We start from the raw sequence: 24095 nt of genomic DNA, 5'->3' as shown, positions 1-24095 counted from the left end.
TAGTACCGTTGCCTGTTTGTAAAATTCTACGATATTTTTTAAGGAAACGAAAAATCGACTTCGGCGTAAATAATCGCCGAAGTCAAACGTTACACGAGCTTTGTTTTTGATTGGTCAGAAGTTGCCGGAATCGCTTCGTGTGCATCTTGCTGAAACACGACCGACAGCACTTCTTCGAGACGTTCGACAGGAACCACGTCAATTCCGTCCATGTGGCGTAATATCGATTGCATGTTTTCGGCAGGAACAAGCACTTTTTTCACTCCTGCTTGTTTGGCTGCTTTAACTTTTGGAAAGACACCACCGACTGGTTTGACGTATCCGTGGATGCTAATTTCTCCGGTCATCGCAATTGTCCGGTCTACTGGCAGACGGTAAATGGCAGAATAAATGCCAACAGCCATTGCGATACCGGCAGACGGTCCATCGACCGGCACTCCGCCTGGAAAATTGACATGAATATCAAATTCATCCGCCGGAACACCCATTGCTCGTAAAGCTGTAATGACGTTTTCGATCGAACCGCGCGCCATACTTTTGCGACGAATCGATTTTTCGCCGCTGCCGATGCTTTCTTCTTCGACAATTCCGGTAATGTTTACCGTGCCTTTTTCTTTTGTCGGCAATGCGGTTACTTCGATTTCAAGCAGTGCCCCTATGTTCGGTCCGTACACTGCTAACCCGTTGACTACACCGATAAGGGAGGCGTCATGCACTCTCTTTTCGTTTCGCGGTGATAATTGACTCGAATGAATGACCCATTCGATGTCTTCATCGCGAATCGTATCGCGCTTTTCCGAAATGGCAAGACCAGCAGCGATTTGGATTAAGTTAACCGCTTCCCGGCCATTTCGCGCATAAGAAGCAAGGGTACGAATACCATTTTCTGACACATTCAACCTCACTTTTTCCGCTGCTTTCCGCGCAATGTGAGCAATTTCGTCTTGGTCAAGTTCGCGGAAAAATACTTCTAAACAACGGGAACGAATCGCTGGCGGAATTTCGTTCGGCGTCCTTGTCGTCGCACCGACAAGTCGAAAGTCTGCTGGGAGACCGTTTTGAAAAATATCGTGAATGTGTGTTGGGATTTGCGGATTTTCTTCACTATAATACGCACTTTCAAAAAATACTTTCCGGTCTTCAAGCACTTTTAGTAGCTTGTTCATTTGAATCGGATGCAATTCCCCGATTTCATCAATAAACAGTACCCCGCCATGCGCATGGGTAACTGCTCCTTGCTTCGGCTGTGGAATGCCGGCTTGCCCCATGGCTCCCGCCCCTTGATAAATCGGGTCATGAACCGAACCGATTAGCGGGTCGGCGATACCGCGCTCATCAAAGCGCGCCGTCGTGGCGTCTAGTTCGACAAAGACCGCGTTCTTTTTAAATGGAGATAACGGATTTTTTTTCGCCTCTTCTAAAACGAGGCGTGCAGCAGCTGTTTTTCCAACGCCTGGAGGTCCGTAAATGATGACGTGTTGCGGATTTGGCCCGCATAATGCCGCCTTTAATGCTTTAATCCCGTCCTCTTGTCCGACGATGTCAGCGAAATGTTTCGGCCTTACTTTCTCTGCGAGCGGCTCCGTCAACGAAATGGCACGCAATTTGCGCAACTGCTCCATTTCTTTGCGCGATTCTTTATCGATCGATACTTTTTGCACCCGTTGGTTTTTTAATAAATTCCAAAAATAAAGCCCGATGATAATCCCAAAAAACAACTGTACCACTAATGCGATATTCGTCCAGTTCATCAACTCGTCTCCTCCTGCATCCAATATGTAGTACATATAGTATCTCCGCCAAGACGCAGGAATAAACAAAAAGAGACTGCCTTCTTTTCAAGACAGTCTCTACCAAGTCGCGTTCGCTTTTCGATGTCTAGCTGCAGCTCCTAGCTGCTCGGGGGGCAAATAACCTTCCCCCTCGAGGTGGCGAGCACCTCTCCAGGGGAAGAACATTCGCACCGTCGCAGCTACCCTACCCAGTCGCCTTCGCTTTTCGCTATCACGCGGAAGTTTTTCGTTCGTGCTCGACGATTGTTCCGTCGTGGCGGATGAGTTTTGGCGGTTGCTTGCCGCGGACGGTTTCTGCGGTGATAATGCATTTTTGCACATCTTCGCGCGATGGGAGTTCAAACATGACATCAAGCATAATCCCTTCGATAATGGAACGAAGACCGCGCGCCCCTGTTTTACGCTCAATCGCTTTTTTCGCAATTTCCCGCAACGCTTCTTCTTCAAATTCTAACTCGACATCATCCAATTCGAGCATTTTTTGATATTGTTTGATAATGGCGTTTTTCGGCTTTGTTAAAATATCGATTAGCGCTTGTTCATCAAGCGGTTCAAGCGTCGTAATGACCGGAAGACGACCGACAAACTCCGGAATTAATCCGAATTTCAATAAATCTTCCGGCAATACTTTCGATAACAAGTTCTTTTCATCGACATCGGTTTGTTGCGTTTCTGCCCCAAACCCGATGACTTTCTTTCCTAGCCGGCGTTTAATAATCGGCTCAATGCCGTCAAACGCTCCGCCGCAAATAAATAAAATGTTCGTTGTGTCAATTTGAATAAATTCTTGGTGCGGATGTTTCCGTCCACCTTGTGGCGGAACGCTCGCAATGGTTCCTTCTAAAATTTTCAATAACGCTTGCTGAACGCCTTCCCCAGATACGTCGCGCGTAATCGATGGGTTTTCCGATTTGCGTGCGATTTTGTCGATTTCGTCGATATAAATAATCCCCTTCTCTGCTCGCTCCACATCGTAGTCTGCCGCTTGGATTAGTTTTAACAAAATATTCTCGACGTCTTCTCCAACGTATCCTGCTTCCGTTAACGACGTCGCGTCCGCGATAGCAAACGGAACGTTTAAAATGCGCGCTAACGTTTGGGCTAATAACGTTTTTCCGCTTCCTGTCGGTCCAATCATTAAAATGTTGCTTTTCGATAGTTCCACATCATCGATTTTGCTGTTGGAATTAATCCGTTTGTAATGATTGTAAACAGCAACCGCAAGCGATTTTTTTGCCTCGTCTTGGCCGATGACGTACTCATCTAAAATTTCGCGAATTTCTTTTGGCTTCGGGACATCTTTAAACTCAAATTCCTCTTCATTTCCGAGTTCTTCCTCGACAATTTCTGTACACAACTCGATGCACTCATCGCATATGTATACCCCAGGCCCTGCTACTAATTTGCGGACTTGTTCTTGCGTTTTACCGCAGAAAGAACATTTCAATTGCCCTTTCTCATCATTAAATTTAAACATCGTTTCACCCCTTGTGCAAAAATTCCATCGTCACTATGTACAACACCACATGTCAAACTTATGTATTCGTCATTTTATCATAAACCGCGATGCAAATGCTAATAAAAAAATCGTTACATATTTGAAAAATTAGAAAATTCGCATCTATCGTTTATTGTATGAAAGAACAAGGCACGAAAGACCTCGCGCCTTGTTCTTTATTGTTCCCAATCGATCGTATGTTATTGCGCTGCTTTGCTATGTTCTACAAGGAAGTCGACTACTTTCCGGAATTTCACATCTTCTTTTACGAGGTCAAGGCTGCCGAGAAGCTCTTTAATTTTGTCCACTGTTAAGTTGTAAGCTTCCGCCATTTTCTCAACTTCCGCGTTTACTTCTTCGTCCGTTGCTTCAATGTTTTCTGCTTTCGCAATGGCTTCAAGCGTTAACGTAATGCGTACTCGCTTTTCCGCATCTTCTTTCATTTGCTCACGCAATGCTGCTTCGTCTTGGCCAGAGAATTGATAGTAAAGGTTTAAGTTAAGCCCTTGCATTTGCAAGCGTTGGTCAAATTCACGCAACATACGATCTGTCTCTGTTTTAATCATCGCTTCTGGAATGTCAATTTCTGCATTTTCCGCTGCTTTTTCTACTACTGCATCACGAAGAGCTGCTTCCGCTTCGTTGCTGCGCTCTTCTTGTAGTCTTGCGCGAATTTTTTCTTTTAATTGCTCAAGCGTTTCGACATCTTCTTCGACATCTTTCGCAAATTCATCATCAAGCGCTGGAAGTTGTTTTGTTTTTACTTCATGCACTTTAATTTTAAATACAGCTGGTTTGCCTGCTAACGCTTCCGCATGATATTCTTCTGGGAACGTTACTTCGATATCTTTTTCTGCTCCCGCTTCTAAGCCGATTAATTGCTCTTCAAAGCCTGGGATGAACGTACCAGAGCCAATAACAAGCGAGTAGTTTTCTGCTTTTCCGCCTTCGAACGGCTCGCCATCTACAAATCCTTCAAAGTCGATAACTGCTGTGTCGCCTTCATCAATTTTACCTTCTTCTTTGACGACAAGCTCTGCGTAATTTTCTTGAAGGCGTTTTAATTCGTTTTCGACATCTTCGTCCGTTACTGTAGCGTCTACTTTTTCCACTTCAAGTCCTTTATATTCGCCTAATTTCACTTCTGGTTTCACTGTTACATTTGCCGTGAAAATTAAGCTTTTTCCTTTTTCCAATTGCTTAACATCGATTTTTGGATAGTCAACAGGTTCAATTCCTGTCTCTTCTACCGCTTTCGCATACGCTTCTGGCAATAAAATGTCTAATGCATCTTCGTATAGTACTTCTACGCCAAAACGTTTTTCAAATAATGCGCGCGGAATTTTTCCTTTACGGAATCCAGGAATGCTCACGTTTTTCACTACTTTTTTGAATGCAGCGTCCAACCCTTCGCTTACTTTCTCCGCATCTACTTCAACGGTAAGAACGCCTTCGTTCCCTTCTAGCTTTTCCCATTTTGCTACCATACTTTTCCCTCCAACAAAAAATCAATCTTCCTCATGAACGCTTGTCCGACGTCCACGATCATCGCTGCTTATATGTAATCATACAAAGATATACGTAATACAACCATTATATTATAACATACAACATGGATGTTTCAATATAAACAGCTAATTAAATGAAAGAAATTTCTTCTATTTCATAGAGTTTTTTGCAAAGTGGCATAACATCGTCTTCTCCCACGCCGTAGCGTTTAGCAATTGTTTCTGTTTTCTCTTCAATTCCTTGCGAGTGGCAAGCACAAATGTGAAGCGCAGCCGCCCAATGTTCCACTAGTGATGGAAGCGGCGGAAACGGATATAGCGCGTAAATGTAGCGATGCCAAAGATGGGAGGCGACTTCATACAAACTCGGGTTATCGTTTGCCATCGTGCGTTCTAGCTGCTGCAAAACGTTTATCGCAAACGCCGTCGTTGCCAATTCATCTAACTCTGCAGGAATGACCGTCATCGTTTGTCCGAATTTACGAATCGTTACTTGTTCGTTGACACGTTGAGCCGTCAATAGCCGCACTACCATTGTTTTCGCCATCGGATGATTTGCTTCATTCCATAAATAGGCTTGAATGAGCGGCAAGTACGAAACAACTTGTTCGTTTTCGAGCTGTTGAATTGCTTGCAGCTGGTCGTCTAAACGCGGTGATTCGAGCAGTTGGCGAATCGGTTGGTCATCGACAGCACGGGGCAAACGGTGCTGCATCTTTTCGCTAAACTGAAGAAGCTGCAGCAAATGGTCGCGAGTGGCTGGCGAAAAAAATCGATGTGCGAGCGCGTCGCGAATAACCGTTTCCATTTCTTCGTATTGTTGTAACTGAAGCAAGATGGATACATACATTTGCAACAACTGAACGTCCTCTTTTTTCTTTTCCAGCAATTGCTGACATCGCGCTTTCGCTTCTTTCCATTCGCCAATCTCCACGAAACAAACAACGATGCACATTTCTAGTTCGGAATCGCTTTTTAATTCGCTAGCTTCCAAAAAAAACTGAAGTGCGGTTTCGTATTGTTTTTCTTGCAGCGCTTCCCATCCTTTTTCAAGCAAGCGTGCATGTAAATGAGGAAAACGGACAATGTTATTTTTTTTCATCGCATCATCACCATCAATCAAGTGGAAAAACCAACCTCATGTGAGGTTGGCTTGTTTCTTCTCATATTCGACAATATACGGTTCGTACATAAAAGTCAAATCAATTTCGTCCCATCCTTTTAAAAGGAGCTGTTTACGGTATGGGTCGATGGCAAACGTCCGCGCAAATCCTGCTTCGTCATAGACGCGCTGTTCTTCAAGGAAAATCGTTAGTTCGTAGTCGGCGCGCTTGCTTTCTTTTAAAAGATATTCCACATCTTGCTTATCTAAACGAATCGGGAGAAGCCCGTTTTTTAAGCAGTTGTTGTAAAAAATATCGGCAAATGAAGGGGCAATAACGGCGCGGAACCCATAGTCAGCAAGCGCCCACGGCGCGTGTTCCCTAGAAGAACCACAGCCGAAATTTTCGTTCGCTACAAGAATGGTCGCCCCTTCATTTTCTGGGCGGTTTAATTCAAACGTAGGATTCGGTGTTCCGTCGGCAAGATACCGCCAATCATAAAATAAAAACTTGCCAAAACCCGTTCGTTCAATCCGCTTTAAAAACTGCTTCGGGATAATTTGGTCTGTATCAATGTTGGCACGGTCTAGCCCAGCAACTTTTCCAGTATGAATCGTAAATTGCACGTTTTCTCCTCCTTAGTGAACGGCTTCTTTTTCTAGTTTTCTAACGTCCACGAAGCGGCCATAAATTGCAGCGGCGGCAGCCATTTTCGGGCTAACTAAGTGCGTTCGCGCTCCCTTTCCTTGTCGCCCTTCAAAGTTGCGGTTCGACGTGGACGCGCAATGTTCTCCTTCTGGTACGGTATCTGGATTCATTCCAAGACACATGCTACAGCCGGAATCGCGCCATTCAAACCCAGCATCAATAAAAATTTGCGCTAGTCCTTCTTCTTCCGCTTGTTGTTTCACCTGTTGTGAACCAGGAACGACAAGCGCCCGTACGCCTGGTGCTACTTTTTTTCCTTTGACCATTTCCGCCGCTGCCTTTAAATCGCTAATGCGTGAATTCGTACACGAACCGATGAATACATGTTGCACGGCAATGTCTGTGATTGGTGTCCCTGGGGTTAACCCCATATATTGTAATGCCAACTGTACTGCTTTTCGTTCGGTTTCTGTCGCAAATTGTTCTGGATACGGCACGATTCCGTCCACTGGGGCGCTCATCCCTGGCGTTGTTCCCCACGTTACCATTGGCGCAATCGTCGCTGCATCTATTTCAATCGTTTTGTCGTATTCGGCTCCTTCGTCCGTGGCGAGTGAACGCCAATATTGCACCGCTTTTTCAAACGCCTCACCTTTTGGTGCATATTTACGGCCGCGCAAATAGGCAAACGTCGTTTCATCTGGACTGACTAATCCTGCCCGCGCTCCTGCTTCGATCGACATATTGCAAATCGTCATCCGTTCTTCCATCGACATATTGCGAATCGTATCGCCAGTAAATTCGATGACGTATCCGGTTCCGACATCTACCCCATAGCGCTGAATAATCGCTAAAATGACATCTTTTGCCGTAACCCCTTCTCCTAAGCGTCCAGTGACGTGAATTTGCAATGTTTTTGGTCGATGCTGCCATAACGTTTGCGTAGCGAGCACATGCTCGACTTCGCTCGTGCCGATGCCAAACGCTAATGCGCCAAACGCTCCGTGCGTCGACGTATGGCTATCGCCGCAAACGATTGTCTTTCCAGGCTGCGTTAACCCTAGCTCTGGGCCAATGACATGAACAATGCCTTGTTCTGGGCTGCTTAAGTCGGCAAGCGGAATGCCGAACTCCCGACAGTTCCGCTCAAGTGCCGTTATTTGATTTTTCGCTATTTCATCGTTAATAACGAAACGGTTGACCGTTGGCACATTATGGTCCATCGTCGCGAACGTTAAATCAGGGCGTCGGACGTTCCGCCCCTTTTGCCGCAATCCTTCAAATGCTTGCGGGGAGGTAACTTCATGGACTAAATGCAAATCAATGTATAATAAATCTGGTTTCCCTTCCTCCCGATAAACGACATGATTTTCCCAAATTTTTTCAATGATTGTTTTCGGCTTCATCCACTCCACCTCTCTTTGTAAGAAAAGATTGTGAATCATTTCACAACATTTGTTTGTCGTCGCATCTTTGCATTAAGCGTAGACGGCCATAATATGCAAAATCGCCCCGTCATCAAGAATCGCTGCTTTAATTTCATCGACCATTTCTTTCGTCGAAACGACACGCTGGCCTTTTTTTGCCACATCTGCCGTGCGGTATCCGGAAGTTAATACTTGTTGCACTGCCCGCTCAATCGCATTTGCCTCCTCATGAAGCCCGAACGATAGGCGAAGCATCATCGCGCTCGATAAAATCGTCGCAATTGGATTTGCCTTATTTTGCCCGGCAATATCTGGAGCGGAACCGTGGATCGGCTCGTATAAGCTCGGTCCAGTCGTCGAAAGGCTTGCCGATGGCAACATGCCAAGCGAGCCTGTTAACATTGATGCTTCGTCGCTTAAAATGTCACCAAACATATTTTCGGTTACGATTACATCAAATTGTTTCGGATTGCGAATCAATTGCATCGCTGCATTGTCGACAAGCATATGCTCTAATTCCACGTCTGGAAACTCTTTTGCTACCTCTTCCGCAATTTCCCGCCACATTCGGCTCGATTCAAGGACGTTCGCTTTATCAACCGACGTCACTTTTTTCTTTCGTTTGCTCGCTAATTCAAATGCAACTGTAATAATGCGTGTCATCTCTTCTCGTTTATAAAGCAATGTATCGACTACTGTTTCCTCTCCATTTTCCACCCGACGGCCGCTCGGTTTTCCAAAATACAAGCCGCCTGTCAATTCACGGACGATGACGAAATCGACATCTTGAATGATATCGGCTTTTAACGGAGAAGAATCTGCTAAACTCGCATAAAATTTGACTGGACGCAAATTGGCGAATAAATTCATTTCTTTCCGAATCGCCAGCAACCCTTTTTCTGGGCGCAAATGCGGAGGATTTCCGTCCCATTTTGGTCCGCCGACTGCTCCAAGCAACACCGCATCGCTTTGCCGGCACATATCAAGCGTTTCTGCTGGCAATGGCGTCCCTTTCTGATCGATTGCTTCCCCGCCGATTAATCCGTATTGAAACTCAAATTGATGGTTAAAGCGAGTAGCGATTGCTTGCAATACTTCGATTGCTCCTCTTGTCACTTCTTTCCCAATTCCGTCTCCAGGCAATACTGCAATCCGATATGCTCCCATTTTGTTTCCCCCTCTATTTTCATGTAGCCCCTTTTTCGAACTTCCAAAATGAGTTTGCTATTTTATCGTTACTTTTTGATTTTCTTCCCGCATTTTTTCAATCATAAAGACGCGATTAACAGCGTTAATGTACGCTTTGGCGGATGCTTCTAGCACGTCTTGTGCCGTTCCACGCCCGCTCGTTTCGATTTCATGAACGCGCACTTTCACGAACACTTGCGCTAACGCATCTCTTCCACCGCTGACCGATTCAATTCGATAGTCTAATAAAGTAACGTCTGTTTGGAAGCAACGTTCTAGCGTATTATAGAGCGCTTCAACACTACCAGAACCGGTGGCTGCTTCTTGAATTTCGTTCCCTGCACCGTCGGTCAAGACGACGACCGCGGTTGGAATTTGCTTCGTTCCATATTGAACTTGGATGGAAGAAAGCTGATAAAAATCTTTGAAGTGATCGAACTTTTCTTCGAAAATTAAGGCGACTAAATCGTCGTCTGTAATGTCTTTTTTCTTATCGGCTAGTTCTTTAAAGCGAACGAATAGTTTATTAATTTCCTCTTCTGCTAACGTATAACCTAGCTCTTCGACGCGGTTGCGCAAAGCATGACGGCCGGAATGTTTCCCTAGTACCATCGAGTTAGATTGCACGCCGACAAGTTCTGGGGAAATGATTTCGTATGTTGTTTTTTCTTTTAATACCCCGTCTTGGTGAATGCCGGATTCGTGAGCGAACGCGTTTTTTCCGACGACGGCCTTATTCGCAGGAATGACCATGCCGGTGAGTTTGCTCACTAAGTTGCTCGTACGCTTAATTTCTTGCAAATTCAATCTAGTTGTGGCATTGTAGTAGTCTTTCCGAATGTAAAGCGCCACCGCAATTTCTTCTAGCGCGGCGTTCCCTGCCCGCTCGCCGATGCCGTTAATCGTTCCTTCAATTTGTGTTGCCCCGTGCTCAATCGCAGCGAGCGAATTAGCGACCGCCATTCCTAAATCATCATGGCAATGGGCAGATAATGAAACTTTTTCAATATTCTGAACATTATTTCTTAAAAAAGTGAAAATCTCCCCATACTCTTTTGGCGTAATGTAACCGACCGTATCTGGAATGTTAATAACACTTGCGCCTGCTTCAATCACTTTCGCAACAATTTCTGCCAAGAACGGCAACTCGCTGCGGCAAGCATCTTCTGCCGACCATTGCACGATTGGGAAGTAGCGTTTTGCGTATTTCACGGCAGAAACAGCGGCTTCCACAACTTGCTCTGGCGTCATTCGCAATTTATGCGCCATATGAATAGGAGAAGTAGCGATGAATAAGTGCAAGCGCGGTTCAGCACCACCTTTTAGTGCTTCCCATGCGGCATCAATATCGCTCTGGACCGAGCGAGAAAGCCCGGTCACAGAACATCCTTTAATCGTTTCGGCAATTTGTTTAACCGCTTGAAAGTCGCCTTTCGAAGCAGCAGGAAAACCAGCTTCAATAATGTCAACACCAAGCCGCTCTAACTGGCGAGCAATTTCTAGTTTTTCGTGCAAGTTCAAATTCACACCAGCCGATTGCTCCCCATCGCGCAACGTCGTATCAAAAATGTTAATTTTTCGCACTAGAGACCACCACGTCTTTCTGTTTTGCTTTCACAAACGGCATCATGCTGCGCAATTCACGACCGACCACTTCGATTAAATGTTCATTTTCCCGACGATTGATGGCATGAAACTCTGGCCGGTTTGCTTGGTTCTCTAAAATCCATCCTTTCGCAAATTTGCCTGTTTGAATGTCTTCAAGCACTTTTTTCATTTCTGCTTTTACGGAAGCGTTAATGACGCGCGGACCGGAAATGAAGTCGCCCCATTGCGCTGTATCGGAAATCGAATAGCGCATCCACGAAAGACCGCCTTCGTATAAAAGGTCAACGATTAGTTTTAGTTCGTGCAAGCATTCAAAATAAGCAACTTCCGGCTGGTAGCCAGCTTCGACAAGCGTTTCAAACCCTGCTTTGACAAGCGACGTTAACCCGCCGCAAAGAACAGCTTGCTCACCGAATAAGTCGGTTTCTGTTTCTTCTTTGAACGTTGTTTCCAATACGCCTGCTCTCGCAGAACCAATCGCTTTTGCATACGCCAATGCGGTTTCTTTCGCTGTTCCGGTGACGTCTTGGTAAACAGCGATAAGCGCTGGCACACCTGCGCCTTCTACATATGTGCGGCGGACTAAATGCCCTGGTCCTTTTGGTGCGACAAGGAAAACGTCGACATTTGCTGGCGGAACGATTTGGTTGAAATGAATATTAAAGCCGTGCGCAAATACTAGCGCATTTCCTGGCTGTAGTTCCGGCTCGATTTCGTTTTTATAAACAGATGGTTGTTTTTCGTCAGGAAGCAAAATCATCACAATGTCTGCTTGACGCACAGCTTCGCGAACGGTAAAAACTTGGAATCCGTCGTTTTCTGCTTGCTCCCACGATTTTCCTGGACGAAGACCGATAATGACGTTCACTCCGCTATCGCGCAAGTTTTGTGCGTGTGCATGCCCTTGAGAGCCATACCCGATAATTGCCACTGTTTTTGATTGTACGTATTGTTCGTTTGCATCTCCGTTATAATATACTTTTGCCATGATAAACCTCTCCTTTTTATATAATGAATGGTGTTTTATAAGAAACAGCGTTTTTTTGCGCACCGCGCGTAAAGGCGGTCGTTCCTGTTCGGGCAACTTCTTTAATGCCATACGGCTTCAATAAGTCAATGAGTGCTTCTATTTTTTCTGGTTCACCTGTTACTTGGACGACGAGGCTGTCGCGGCTTACATCGACAACAGAGGCGCGAAACGGTTCAATAAGCGTATAAATTTCTTGCCGAACCGTTGAATTGACAGCAACTTTAATGAGCGCCAACTCTCGTGCCACAATCGCTTGGTCGGTAATGTCATTGACTTTCAGCACATCAATTTGCTTGTTTAATTGTTTTGTAATTTGTTCGGCTGTTCGTTCGTCTTCGACGTTGACGACAAACGTCATGCGCGAAATTCCTTCAATTTCTGTATGGCCAACGGTAATACTTTCAATGTTGTAGTGACGTTTTGTAAATAACCCAGTAATGCGGTTTAAGACGCCAGGTCGGTTGTTGACGGTCATTGTAATGATTCGTCGCACGGTTTCACCCCCACCATTTCATGCAATCCTTTTCCTGGTGCTACCATTGGGTAGACGTTTTCGTCTGCTTTGACATGGAAGTCTAACAATACTGGTTCGGAAAGAGAAAACGCTTGTTTTAGTACTTCTTTTGCTTCTTCTTCGGTTTTGGCGCGAAACGCTTTAATGTTGTATGCTTCCGCAAGTTTCACGAAGTCTGGCTGATTTGGAACGAGCGAATGCGAATATCGTTTGTCATAAAAGATTTCTTGCCATTGCCGTACCATTCCGAGCGACTGGTTATTGACGATGACGACTTTAATCGGCAAGTTTAGTTCTTGGATGACGGACAATTCTTGCAATGTCATTTGAAACCCTGCATCGCCAACGATAGACACGACAGTTGCGTGTTTGTCAGCTAGCTGCGCTCCAATCGCTGCCGGAAGGCCGAATCCCATCGTGCCAAGTCCTCCGGATGTCACCCAACGGTGCGGACGATTAAATTTGTAGTATTGTGCCGTCCACATTTGGTGTTGCCCAACGTCTGTCGTTACGACTGCTTCGCCATTCGTTAGCTCGTAAATCATTTCGATTAATTTTTGCGGTTTTACTGTTTGAGCATCGTTTTGATAAGCGAGCGGATAGTTCGTCTTCCATTCTGCTAGCTGCGCCAGCCATGCGGTAATGTCTGGGCGTTTGCCGTCTTGATGAATCAACTCTTTGAGCGCTTCTTTCGCGTCGCTTACAATCGGAATTTTTGTCGGCACGTTTTTCCCGATTTCGGCCGGGTCGATGTCAATATGCGCCACTGTCGCGTTTGGTGCGAAATATTTTAAATTTCCTGTCACGCGATCATCAAAACGCGCGCCAATATTGATCAATAAGTCACATTCGTATAGCGCCATGTTCGCTGTATACGTTCCGTGCATCCCTGCCATGCCAAGAAAGAGTGGATGATTGGCTGGAAAACCGCCAAGCCCTAGTAGCGTGTGGATGACCGGAATGTTTTGTTGTTCGGCGTATTGTCTTAACTCGTGCGAAGCGTTCGCATGAAGGACGCCTGCTCCTGCTAAAATGACCGGTTTTTTCGCTTGGCTGACTGCCTCGACAAGTTTGCGAATTTGCAAATGGTTCGGATGAACCGTTGGCTGATATCCTGGAAGATGAACGTCTTGCTCGTAGTCAAATTCGCCTTCTGCCGTCGTCATATCTTTCGGAATATCGATTAGTACAGGACCAGGGCGGCCTGTCGTCGCAATATGAAACGCTTCTTTAATAATTTTCGGCAGCTCTTGGATGTCGCGAACTTGGTAGCTATGTTTTGTAATCGGCATCGTAATGCCAAGCACATCTGCTTCTTGAAACGCGTCGGAACCAATGACATTAGATGCTACTTGACCGGTGAAAACAACGAGCGGAATCGAGTCCATCATCGCATCGGTTAGCCCTGTGACAATGTTCGTCGCTCCCGGTCCAGACGTTGCGATGACGACGCCTGGTTTCCCAGAAATGCGCGCATATCCTTCTGCCGCATGAATAGCGCCTTGTTCATGGCGAGTTAAGACGTGAAATAGGCCGGAATCATACAGTTTGTCGTAAATCGGCAACACCGCTCCTCCAGGGTATCCGAAAATCACTTCGACCTTCTCCGCTTTTAACGCTTCAATCAGCATCAATGCTCCGCTCATTTTTGTCCTTTGTTTCCGCTGTTCCTCTACTTTCATCTTCGCCATTCGTCATCCTTCCTTCTTTCATATTTTTAAGACAATGAAAAAACCTTTTCACCCACCATGGCCACCTGTTTGGCCAAAGGGGCGAAAAGGCTTCCTTTCCGCGGTACCACCCTTCTTCATGGTCATCCGACCACCTCATGAGCAGTTTCACGAGCTGCTCGTTTTAGTAACGAGTGGACGATTCCACCCGGCCAACTCTACTAGCTTATGCGTTCAAGTTGGCGCTCCGAGGTGAGTTCATCAAGCGGCGGAACCACCGGTTTCCAGCTCCCCCGGCTCTCTGGAGATTCCTTTCCCGCTGACTACTTATCCTCTTCAACGCTTTTTCGTTATGTTTTTGTCATCGTGCATTAGCCGACGTTCGCGTTTGTTTGATAGACTTTAACTCCTTCGGAAACGACGCGTTTTCTAAATGCCTCAAGCAATCGCTTCGTATGAGCACCAGGCACACCGTCGCCGATAGTGCGTCCGTCTACTTTCACAACGGCGATGACTTCCGCTGCCGTTCCTGTTAAAAACACTTCATCAGCAGTATAGACGTCATGGCGAGTAAACGGTTCTTCCTTGACGACATAGCCAAGTTCTTTCGCAATGTCGATAATCGCGTCGCGCGTAATTCCTTCGAGCGCTCCAACGTAGCCTGGCGGCGTATAAAGTACCCCGTTTTTCACGATAAAGACGTTGTCGGCAGAACCTTCTGCAACATATCCTTGGTCGTTAAGCATGAGCGCCTCGCTCACATTTGCTAAATGCGCTTCGATTCTAACAAGCACGTTATTTAAATAATTGAGCGATTTTACTTTCGGGCTTAGCACGTCTGGACGATTTCGTCTTGTGGCAACTGTCACCACTTCAATTCCTGTTTCATATAAATGTTTTGGGAAGATCGCCAATGGCTCCACAATAATGACCACTTGCGGCTTCGGACATTTATATGGGTCGAGCCCTAAATCGCCGACACCGCGAGAAACGACGACACGAATGTAAGCATCTTGAAATTTATTTTTTTGGACAGCTTGCACAATCAAGTCGGTCATTTCTTCTTTTGTGTAAGGAATGTTCAATAAAATGGATTTTGCAGAGTTATACAGCCGGTCAATGTGCTCTTTTAAGCGAAAGACGTTGCCGCTGTAGACGCGAATCCCCTCAAACACCCCGTCACCGTATAAAAACCCGTGATCATAAACCGAAATTTTCGCGTTTTCTTTCGTCACAAACTCATCGTTTAAAAAGATCCATTGCTCACTCAATGTTTTTCCCCTCTTCCCTTGCTATGTGCGCCCTCTTCGTCTGTCTCTATTCGTTTGATTTATTTGAAAATTATAATAAGCCCAAAATAAGGAAGAGTCAATACTATTTTTTGAATATTTTGATTCATCGGAATATTTGAATGCGCTTACATTATGATTACATCAAGGGATGAGCGGCGGAAAAAAATTTTTTTAATAAGTGTTATCGGGCAATATAAAAAAGGCAGGAGTTTCCCTCCCGCCTAAAATGAAAAGATTTTTCTTAAGTCGAGCATTTCTTGTCCGTTGAGGTCATAAAATTGGACAATCGCTTGTCCGTTATCGATTTGCACCGATGCATACGTCCGTTCTTTTCGCAAACGCGGCAACAAGAGGCTGCCTGGATTAATGAATAATACGTCATCCATTTTTTCGGCTAAAGCGATGTGCGAATGACCGAAGCAAACGACGTTCGCTTCCACTTCTTTTGCACGGTAGTAAAGGTTCATTAACGTCATTTTGACGTTATACAAGTGCCCGTGCGTAATAAAAAAACGAATTCCTTGAATGTCTTCTGTTCGCTCTTTCGCAAAACTTCTCACAAAATCGCAGTTGCCGCCGACGGAAATAAACGGCTGCAATTCCTTGCAGTTGTCGGACAACTCAGAATCGCCGCAATGAATAAACGCCGCTGCTTCGTGGGCATGCCGTTTCGTTATCTCGAGCAGTTCGTTTGTTAATCCATGACTATCGCTGACAATAAATACTTTCATCGTTCATTCCCCATTTACTATTTGTTCCCACTGTTTCTCTAATTTTACTAGCGCAACCGCGCGGTGGCTTATTTTGTTTTTTTCTTCTTTCGTCAATTCTGCCATCGTTTTTTCTTTTTGCGGTACATAAAAAATCGGGTCATAGCCGAACCCATTTTCTCCTTTTGGCACTTCTGTAATGTAGCCTTCGCACGTTCCTTCCACAATCGTCGTCGAACCGTTCGGAACAGAAATTGCCAATGCGCAATGAAAACGAGCTGTCCGCTGCTCGAAAGGAATTCCTCTCATTTCTTCCAGTACTTTCGCGATGTTTGCTTCATCGTCTTTTTCTTCCCCTGCATAACGCGCCGAATAAACGCCAGGTTTTCCGCCCAATGCGTCAATCGAAAGACCGGAGTCGTCTGCAATAACGATTGTTTGAAAATAATCTGCGATCGTTTCCGCTTTTAACCGAGCATTTTCCGCAAACGTACTCCCCGTTTCCTCGACATCTGGGCTATTTGGAAAATCAAGCAGCGTTTTCACCGCTATCCCTTTTTTCGCAAGAAGCGCTTGAAATTCGCTTGCTTTCCCTTTATTTTTCGTTGCAATAATTACTTCTCTCATCATTCGTTCACTCTCTCTCCACGGTTTTGAATCGCTTCTGCCAACGGACCGAGCACTTCTTTTTGTATACCGATTAATTGACGAATTCCTAATTCAGCTGTATCAAGCAATTTTTGCAATTCTTCGCGAGAAAATGTCGCTTCTTCCCCTGTTCCTTGAATCTCGACAAACCGTCCTGCGCCTGTCATGACGACGTTCATATCGACTTTTGCTTTCGAGTCTTCCACATAGTTCAAATCAAGAATCACGCCGTGCTCCTCGTCAACTCCAACCGACGTTGCCGCAAGAAAATCCGTCACTGGAAGCTCAGAAAGCTTATTGTCCGCCATTAATTTCGCAAATGCCAGTACCATTGCCACAAACGCGCCAGTAATCGAAGCCGTCCGCGTCCCACCGTCCGCCTGAATGACATCGCAATCGATCCAAATCGTTTTTTCGCCAAGCTTTTCTAAATCAACGACAGAGCGCAACGCTCGGCCGATGAGCCGTTGAATTTCCATCGTTCGCCCTGACAGTTTTCCTTTGCTTGATTCGCGTACGTTTCGCTGCTCGGTCGCGCGCGGAAGCATCGAATATTCCGCTGTAATCCAACCTTTCCCGCCGCCGCGCATAAACGGTGGTACTTTATCATCAATGCTTGCCGTACAAATGACTTTTGTATCACCGACAGTAATTAATACCGATCCTTCTGCGTGTTTCATAAAGTGTGGTTCGATATGTACTGGCCGCAACTGCTTACTTTCTCTTCCATCCACTCGCATGAAAAAAGCCTCCTCAAAAACAACAAAATAAATAATAAAGAGGTAGAGCAACCTACCTCTTTTTATACCATAGTATAGCTTTAAAAACTACCTGTATTCACATTTTCTGGTCTCGTTACCGGTGCGGAAAGTGCTTTTCCGTCTTCACGGACGAGGTCCGCCTTTCCATTCACCGTAATCGCGACACTCTCTACCCCTTTTTGTTCCGTCAACGACAACACAAGCGCATTTAGCACGTGGTTAGAAATAACATGCTTTTTATTGCTGCCGTAAATGGCGTCATTAAAGTTCAACGTCACCTTCCCGTTTTCATAGGACGGCTTAGCGACGAGTTGTACATCTGGCTGAAAATCGCTTACAAGCCCGCTGCCATATGTCGGTCCTTTGACTAACTCGTTCACCGCTGCAGTAATATCATCTTTTTCTTTGTTCGGGATGCGGCGAGTGACCGGCACATAATACGTCTGCTCCCCTTGCTGAGCAACAAAATAAACGACGACAGGGTGTGTATTCGTAATATCGACAACACCGCTCGTGTCGATGTTAATCCCATCTTCGCGGCTCACTCCATCTTGAATTGGCGTTCCGTTTACCGGCATCACCGATTGGTCGTGGCCATTAATTCGTATTTTCACTTTTTTGACGTTATCAAATTGCGTCAACGTCCACGTAATCGCTTCTAAAATTTTCCGTTCATCCTCCGGTTTATATTTGGCAAACTCAGGCGAAAAGTCTGCAATAATCGTACCGTCTTGTTCAATTTTTACCCCTAACACACGCGTATCCACCGGAAGGACGGCGCGGAATCCGTTTGGCAACATATCCGTCACCGGCCCTCCTTGCACTAAATATTCTAACGCTTGCTTTGCAACCGCATCCGTTTTTGGCAATTCAAGCGTCTGCGGTACGACAAAACCGTTTTTATCGATAAAATACAGTTCGCGTTTGACCGTTTCTGTCGCTTTCTCCTCTTTTCCTGCTGTCGCATTCGTCACTTGCTGACCTTCTTTTAAATAGCTCACATCTTGTGGTGGGTCAACCTCTTTTATCGCTTGTTCTTTTTTGAACAATCCACATCCACTAAGCAATATCGCTGAAATAAGTATTGAACTGGCAAGCTTAACTGTTCGCCGCTTCCCCATCTCATTCCCTCCTAACGATAGTTTGTACTACTATGTATACGAGCCAGTTGAAAAAATAGAATAAAAAAATCCTCTAGCCGAATTGGCTAAAGGATTTTTATAATTCAATCGTATGCACGTTCTCTATCGGTTGCCCAAACCATTGAGACGCAATTTTTTGGAACAGCTCTTTCGATCCTGTCGTCAAAAAGAGATGATCGTCGCGGCGTTCCCCTGTATTCAACAATCCGCTATGGTGCAAAATAGCACTTACTTCTCGAGCCGTTTCGTCCCCGGAACAAATTAGCTTCACTTTTTTCCCCATATATGCCTGAATGAGCGGGCTTAATAGCGGATAGTGAGTGCAGCCTAAAATGAGCACGTCAATATCGCTTGTTTTCAACGGTTCTAGTGATTCCGCCACAATTTGCTTCGCCTCCGCTCCATCAAAAATTCCGCTTTCGACAAGCGGAACAAATTTCGGACAAGCTAAGCTTTCCACATGGACGTGAGTATTAATCGATTTTAGCGCTTTTTCATACGCACCGCTTTTCACCGTTCCGATTGTACCAATCACACCGATGTGCTCGTTTTTCGTTACTTTTAATGCCGCGCGCGCCCCAGGATGCACAACACCGATGACAGGGATCGGGAGTTTCTCGCGAATTTCTTCTAGCACAACTGCGGTCGCTGTATTGCACGCAATGACGAGCATTTTAATATCGTAACGCAATAAATAATTCGTCATCTCCCATGTAAACTGACGAATTTCTTCCACCGGGCGTGGACCATACGGGCAACGCGCCGTATCGCCAAGATAAATAATGCGTTCTTTCGGCAGCTGCCGCATCATTTCTTTTGCGACAGTAAGCCCTCCAACTCCTGAATCGATAACACCAATTGGTCTTTCCAAGTGATCGCCTCATTCTTTTTTCATTTCTTGATGCAACTTTTTTAACGTTTTTTCTAAAAACATTATTTCTTCTTCAGAAAAGTTTTCTAGCACTTGTGCCAAATCGTGCTGGCGCTTTTTTATCACTTCTTCAATGATGCGCTCCCCTTCTTTCAAAAGGTGGATGCGCACGACACGACGATCGTGCCGGTCTTTTACTCTTGCAACAAGGCCGTTTTTCTCCATTCGATCGACTAAATCGGTCGTTGTACTACATGCTAAATACATTTTATTGGACAGTTCACCAATCGTCATATCGCCTTCTTCTAACAGCCATTGCAAAGCGACAAACTGCGGCGGAGTAATCGGATAGTTCGTTAAAATTTCTCGCCCTTTTTGCTTCAAAAGCGCAGCGATGTACCGTAGCGACTTCTCCAATTCGATAACGGCTTTTTCTTCGACCTTAAACGACATACAATCTCCCCGATCGTGCACGTGATTTCCTAAAAAACGCAAGCCAACTCCATTTTACTACACTTTTTTGTATAATCAATACAAAAATCAATAATAAACCGGCTACCTTATGACTAAGGATAGCCGGCATGGATTATAGTTCAAGCTCCCCCATTCGAAGCAATTCAATGACCGCTTGAGAGCGCCCCTTCACCCCAAGCTTTTGCATCGCATTCGAAATGTGGTTGCGGACCGTTTTTTCACTAATAAACAGCTCGCTCGCAATCTCTTTTGTCGTCTTATCTTGAACTAATAATTCGAACACTTCTCTTTCTCTTTTTGTGAGTAATGGCTTTGATGGAAACGATTTGTCCTTCAAGTACGATAACCCTCCTTGCTTTCACCAGACCTGAACTACCGGATGGGTATTTATTCACCATATAGTATGTGAAGCAAAGGGTTACGGTGACTGAATTTCGCTGTTCCCATAAAAAATAGGTGTTTTTCTATATAACTAACATTGTTTGGGATTGTTGAAGCTTTTGCCGCATTTCGTCACTCCATGGAACGCTTTTTCCTGTATGTTTATTAATTTGCACAAGCGTACCGCGCCCGACAAAAACAACTTCTTTGTTATCTTTTTTCGCCATATAATGCAAATCGACAGACGAGCGACCAATGTCGTGCACTTTCACATATACGTATAGTTCATCACCAAAAAATACTTGTTTTAAAAAATCACATTGTAAGTCGGCAACGACAGGAATTTCCGACGATTCCTTACTCGTCCAGTAATCCATAAACCCGAGCGACTGTAAAAATTCCGTCCGCACTTCTTCAAAATAAATAAACGGGACGGTGTTATTTAAATGACCGAACATATCCGTTTCACAAAAACGAACGTTGATGCGGCGAAAAAAATGAAACGAACGCTGCCACTCTTCTAAATGTTCGATATATGAAATTTTCCCCATTTTCCTCTCCCCCTTTAATAAAAATCCCCTTCACGCGAAACCGTGAAGAGGATCTTTTCTTTATACTTCGTCGCTGCCGAAGAAGTTGCGGAACATTTGAACCGTTGCTTCGCGGTTTAGCGCAGCAATCGATGTCGTTAGCGGAATGCCTTTCGGGCAAGATTGGACGCAGTTTTGTGAATTTCCGCAGTTTGCCAATCCCCCGTCTCCCATGATGGCTGCCATCCGCTCTGCTTTATGCATCGCGCCAGTTGGATGCGCATTAAATAGCCGCACTTGTGAAAGCGGTGCCGGACCGATAAAGTTAGATTTACTGTTGACGTTTGGACACGCTTCTAAACAAACTCCACACGTCATACATTTCGAAAGTTCATATGCCCATTGCCGTTTCCGCTCTGGCATGCGCGGACCTGGTCCTAAATCATACGTTCCGTCAATCGGAATCCATGCTTTTACTTTTTTCAATGAATCGAACATGCGGCTACGGTCGACTTGCAAGTCGCGCACGACTGGGAACGTGCGCATCGGTTCTAGCCGAATTGGCTGCTCCAATTTATCGATCAGAGCGGTACAGGATTGGCGCGGTTTTCCGTTAATGACCATTGAGCAAGCGCCGCACACTTCTTCTAAACAGTTCATATCCCACGTCACCGGCGTCGTTTTTTCCCCTTTAGCGTTCACCGGATTGCGACGAATTTCCATTAATGCAGAAATGACGTTCATATTCGGGCGATACGGAATTTCAAACTCCTCTTCGTATGGCGCAGAATCTGGACGATCTTGTCGTGTGACGATGAGGCGAATCGTTTTTTTCTCGCTCATGATTTCACTTCCTCTTTCTTTTTCGAATAGTCGCGTTTGCGCGGTTTAATTAACGACGTATCGACATCTTCGTAATGGAACGCTGGGCCGTCCGGAGTGAAACGTGCCATCGTTGTTTTGAGCCATTCTTCGTCGTTGCGCTCTGGGAATTCCGGCTTATAGTGAGCGCCGCGGCTTTCGTTCCGGTTGTAAGCACCAAGCGTAATGACACGCGCCAATTGAAGCATGTTATATAGTTGACGAGTGAACGATGCTCCTTGGTTGCTCCATTTCGCAGTATCTGTAATGCTAATGTTTTTATAGCGCTCCATCAATTCTTGGATTTTCTCGTCTGTTTTTAACAGTTTATCGTTATAGCGGACGATGGTGACGTTGTCGGTCATCCACTCGCCAAGCTCTTTATGGAGAACGTAAGCATTTTCCGTTCCGTCCATCGATAAAATGTTTTCCCAGCGCTCTTCTTCTTGTTTTCGGTAGCGATCGTACAGCGAAGAAGGCATTGCATCCGCTGATTTTTCTAATCCTTTCATGTATTCTACCGCTTTCGGACCTGCGACCATGCCGCCATAAATGGCAGATAGAAGCGAGTTTGCTCCTAACCGGTTCGCACCGTGCATCGAATAGTCGCATTCTCCTGCTGCGAACAGTCCTTTAATATTCGTCATTTGATCGTAGTCAACCCATAGACCGCCCATCGAGTAGTGAACGGCAGGGAAAATTTTCATCGGCACTTTGCGTGGGTCTTCGCCCATGAATTTTTCATAAATTTCAATGATTCCGCCTAATTTAATATCCAATTCTTTTGGATCTTTATGCGAAAGGTCAAGGTACACCATGTTTTCGCCGTTAATGCCAAGCTTCAAGTCAACGCACACGTGGAAAATTTCCCGTGTCGCAATATCACGCGGTACAAGGTTTCCGTAAGCTGGATATTTTTCCTCTAAGAAATACCACGGTTTTCCGTCTTTATACGTCCAGACGCGTCCGCCTTCCCCACGCGCTGATTCGCTCATAAGGCGCAATTTGTCGTCCCCTGGAATCGCTGTTGGGTGAATTTGAATAAATTCGCCGTTCGCATAATACGCGCCTTGTTGATATACAATGGACGCCGCAGACCCTGTGTTAATGATGGAGTTTGTCGATTTTCCGAAAATAATCCCTGGTCCGCCTGTTGCTAGGATGACCGCATCCGCTGGGAACGACTTAATTTCCATCGTCGTTAAGTTTTGCGCTACAATCCCGCGGCAAATTTGTTCATCGTCCAATACCGCGCCTAAAAATTCCCAGCCTTCATATTTCGTCACTAAGCCTGCCACTTCATGACGACGAACTTGCTCGTCCAATGCATAAAGAAGCTGTTGGCCTGTCGTTGCGCCTGCGAACGCTGTCCGGTGATGCTGCGTCCCACCAAACCGGCGGAAATCTAATAATCCTTCCGGCGTGCGGTTGAACATCACGCCCATCCGATCAAGCAAATAAATAATGCCTGGCGCTGCTTCACACATCGCCTTTACCGGCGGTTGGTTTGCTAAAAAGTCGCCGCCGTATACGGTATCGTCAAAATGTTCCCAAGGAGAATCGCCTTCCCCTTTCGTATTCACCGCACCGTTAATCCCACCTTGAGCGCAAACAGAGTGAGACCGCTTTACTGGCACAAGCGAAAACAACTCGACCGGCACACCTGCTTCGGCGATTTTAATGGTTGCCATCAATCCGGCAAGACCGCCGCCAACTACTATGATTTTTCCTTTTTTCATCGTTACTCACTCCCTAAATGATTGCTAGTCGTGGATTAAGCGAATGCTAAAATGGCACGGATGCCAACGATTGAAAGCGCGACGAAAATTGCCATTGTCACATATGTAAAAATTTGTTGTGAACGTGGAGTAACGGTAAGCCCCCAGCTCACACAGAACGACCATAACCCGTTGGCGAAATGGAAGACAGTTGACACAATTCCGACAATGTAAAAGCCAAGCATGAACGGGTTGTCCACAATGTTCGCCATCATGTCGTAGTTTACTTCTGTTCCAAGCGCTGCTTGCACGCGTGTTTCCCAAACGTGCCACGTCACGAAAATAAGCGTAATCACACCTGTCAAACGCTGCAACATAAACATCCAGTTGCGGAAATAACCGTATTTGCTCACATTATTTTGTGCTGTGAAAGCGATATAAAGCCCGTAAATCGCGTGAAACAATAGCGGAAGGAAAATAATAAAAATTTCTAAAAAGTAGCGAAACGGTAAATTTCCCATGAATGATGCCGCACGGTTAAACGCTTCTGGACCTTGCGTTGCAAAATGGTTGACGACTAAATGTTGCGTCAAAAAAAGACCGACTGGGATGACCCCTAACAAGGAATGGAGCCGACGATAAAAAAATTCGCGATTTCCTGCCATGTAATGAACCCCCTTTTTTAAATATCGTGACAACGAAAAAAAGCGCACTCCCCAT

23 protein-coding genes and 1 other annotated feature are annotated in these 24095 nt (G+C 45.5%); all 23 genes read right to left on the bottom strand.

The window, feature by feature from the left end; translation table 11 throughout:
- Positions 1–89: 89 nt before the first annotated feature.
- On the bottom strand, positions 90–1751 hold the full coding sequence (gene lonB / locus GGR02_RS04570) for an ATP-dependent protease LonB (RefSeq protein ID WP_183183565.1): 1662 nt from the start codon (positions 1749–1751) through the stop codon (positions 90–92).
- A gap of 253 nt (positions 1752–2004) precedes the next feature.
- A complete protein-coding gene (gene clpX, locus GGR02_RS04565) occupies positions 2005–3270 on the bottom strand; it encodes an ATP-dependent protease ATP-binding subunit ClpX (protein ID WP_183183564.1) in 1266 nt (421 codons plus the stop codon).
- Between the two features lie 221 nt (positions 3271–3491).
- The gene (tig, locus tag GGR02_RS04560) at positions 3492–4778 is read right to left on the bottom strand and encodes a trigger factor (RefSeq protein ID WP_183183563.1); all 1287 of its coding nucleotides are present in this window, start codon (positions 4776–4778) and stop codon (positions 3492–3494) included.
- 151 nt (positions 4779–4929) lie between these two features.
- The gene (locus GGR02_RS04555) at positions 4930–5901 is read right to left on the bottom strand and encodes a tetratricopeptide repeat protein (protein WP_183183562.1); all 972 of its coding nucleotides are present in this window, start codon (positions 5899–5901) and stop codon (positions 4930–4932) included.
- A 36-nt stretch (positions 5902–5937) separates the two neighbouring features.
- The gene (gene leuD / locus GGR02_RS04550) at positions 5938–6528 is read right to left on the bottom strand and encodes a 3-isopropylmalate dehydratase small subunit (RefSeq protein ID WP_183183561.1); all 591 of its coding nucleotides are present in this window, start codon (positions 6526–6528) and stop codon (positions 5938–5940) included.
- Between the two features lie 12 nt (positions 6529–6540).
- Positions 6541–7956: a 3-isopropylmalate dehydratase large subunit gene (gene leuC, locus GGR02_RS04545; protein ID WP_183183560.1), complete on the bottom strand. Its 1416-nt coding sequence runs from the start codon at positions 7954–7956 to the stop codon at positions 6541–6543.
- A gap of 72 nt (positions 7957–8028) precedes the next feature.
- On the bottom strand, positions 8029–9144 hold the full coding sequence (leuB, locus tag GGR02_RS04540) for a 3-isopropylmalate dehydrogenase (RefSeq protein WP_183183559.1): 1116 nt from the start codon (positions 9142–9144) through the stop codon (positions 8029–8031).
- Between the two features lie 57 nt (positions 9145–9201).
- Positions 9202–10749, bottom strand: coding sequence for a 2-isopropylmalate synthase (locus GGR02_RS04535; protein WP_183183558.1), 1548 nt, complete (start codon positions 10747–10749; stop codon positions 9202–9204).
- On the bottom strand, positions 10736–11761 hold the full coding sequence (gene ilvC, locus GGR02_RS04530) for a ketol-acid reductoisomerase (RefSeq protein WP_183183557.1): 1026 nt from the start codon (positions 11759–11761) through the stop codon (positions 10736–10738). Before ilvC ends, GGR02_RS04535 begins: the two co-directional genes overlap by 14 nt.
- A gap of 16 nt (positions 11762–11777) precedes the next feature.
- Positions 11778–12296 (bottom strand): acetolactate synthase small subunit, encoded by a 519-nt coding sequence (ilvN, locus tag GGR02_RS04525; protein WP_183183556.1) that lies wholly within the window; start codon positions 12294–12296, stop codon positions 11778–11780.
- Complete coding sequence (gene ilvB / locus GGR02_RS04520) at positions 12275–14008, bottom strand: acetolactate synthase large subunit (protein WP_183183555.1); 1734 nt, start codon at positions 14006–14008, stop codon at positions 12275–12277. The genes ilvN and ilvB overlap by 22 nt, the downstream gene beginning before the upstream one ends.
- Positions 14009–14082: 74 nt before the next feature.
- Positions 14083–14336, bottom strand: a binding site (T-box leader).
- A gap of 22 nt (positions 14337–14358) precedes the next feature.
- Positions 14359–15258, bottom strand: a complete 900-nt coding sequence (gene ilvE, locus GGR02_RS04515; protein WP_183183554.1) for a branched-chain-amino-acid transaminase — start codon at positions 15256–15258, stop codon at positions 14359–14361.
- A gap of 242 nt (positions 15259–15500) precedes the next feature.
- Entirely contained in the window at positions 15501–16010 is a 510-nt protein-coding gene (locus GGR02_RS04510; protein WP_183183553.1) for a metallophosphoesterase family protein, read from the bottom strand.
- Between the two features lie 3 nt (positions 16011–16013).
- Entirely contained in the window at positions 16014–16616 is a 603-nt protein-coding gene (locus GGR02_RS04505; RefSeq protein ID WP_183183673.1) for an XTP/dITP diphosphatase, read from the bottom strand.
- Positions 16616–17377: a ribonuclease PH gene (rph, locus tag GGR02_RS04500; RefSeq protein WP_183183552.1), complete on the bottom strand. Its 762-nt coding sequence runs from the start codon at positions 17375–17377 to the stop codon at positions 16616–16618. Before rph ends, GGR02_RS04505 begins: the two co-directional genes overlap by 1 nt.
- Before the next feature lie 80 nt (positions 17378–17457).
- Positions 17458–18519: a GerMN domain-containing protein gene (locus GGR02_RS04495; RefSeq protein ID WP_183183551.1), complete on the bottom strand. Its 1062-nt coding sequence runs from the start codon at positions 18517–18519 to the stop codon at positions 17458–17460.
- Between the two features lie 97 nt (positions 18520–18616).
- On the bottom strand, positions 18617–19411 hold the full coding sequence (racE, locus tag GGR02_RS04490) for a glutamate racemase (RefSeq protein WP_183183550.1): 795 nt from the start codon (positions 19409–19411) through the stop codon (positions 18617–18619).
- Between the two features lie 9 nt (positions 19412–19420).
- Complete coding sequence (locus tag GGR02_RS04485) at positions 19421–19864, bottom strand: MarR family winged helix-turn-helix transcriptional regulator (protein ID WP_183183549.1); 444 nt, start codon at positions 19862–19864, stop codon at positions 19421–19423.
- A 133-nt stretch (positions 19865–19997) separates the two neighbouring features.
- Complete coding sequence (gene gerE, locus GGR02_RS04480; protein ID WP_066326576.1) at positions 19998–20222, bottom strand: spore germination transcription factor GerE; 225 nt, start codon at positions 20220–20222, stop codon at positions 19998–20000.
- A gap of 127 nt (positions 20223–20349) precedes the next feature.
- Complete coding sequence (locus GGR02_RS04475; RefSeq protein WP_183183548.1) at positions 20350–20817, bottom strand: acyl-CoA thioesterase; 468 nt, start codon at positions 20815–20817, stop codon at positions 20350–20352.
- Positions 20818–20877: 60 nt separating this feature from the next.
- Positions 20878–21639 carry a succinate dehydrogenase iron-sulfur subunit gene (sdhB, locus tag GGR02_RS04470; RefSeq protein ID WP_183183547.1) on the bottom strand — a complete coding sequence of 254 codons (762 nt, stop codon included), beginning with the start codon at positions 21637–21639 and terminating at the stop codon, positions 20878–20880.
- Complete coding sequence (gene sdhA, locus GGR02_RS04465; protein WP_183183546.1) at positions 21636–23396, bottom strand: succinate dehydrogenase flavoprotein subunit; 1761 nt, start codon at positions 23394–23396, stop codon at positions 21636–21638. Before sdhA ends, sdhB begins: the two co-directional genes overlap by 4 nt.
- Before the next feature lie 35 nt (positions 23397–23431).
- Complete coding sequence (locus GGR02_RS04460; RefSeq protein ID WP_183183545.1) at positions 23432–24040, bottom strand: succinate dehydrogenase cytochrome b558 subunit; 609 nt, start codon at positions 24038–24040, stop codon at positions 23432–23434.
- Positions 24041–24095 lie beyond the last annotated feature (55 nt).

The organism is Anoxybacteroides voinovskiense (assembly GCF_014196205.1).
Taxonomy (GTDB): Bacteria; Bacillota; Bacilli; order Bacillales; family Anoxybacillaceae; genus Anoxybacteroides; species Anoxybacteroides voinovskiense.
Note: the sequence above shows the minus strand (reverse complement) of the source record. Positions and strands in the feature narration are given on the sequence as shown.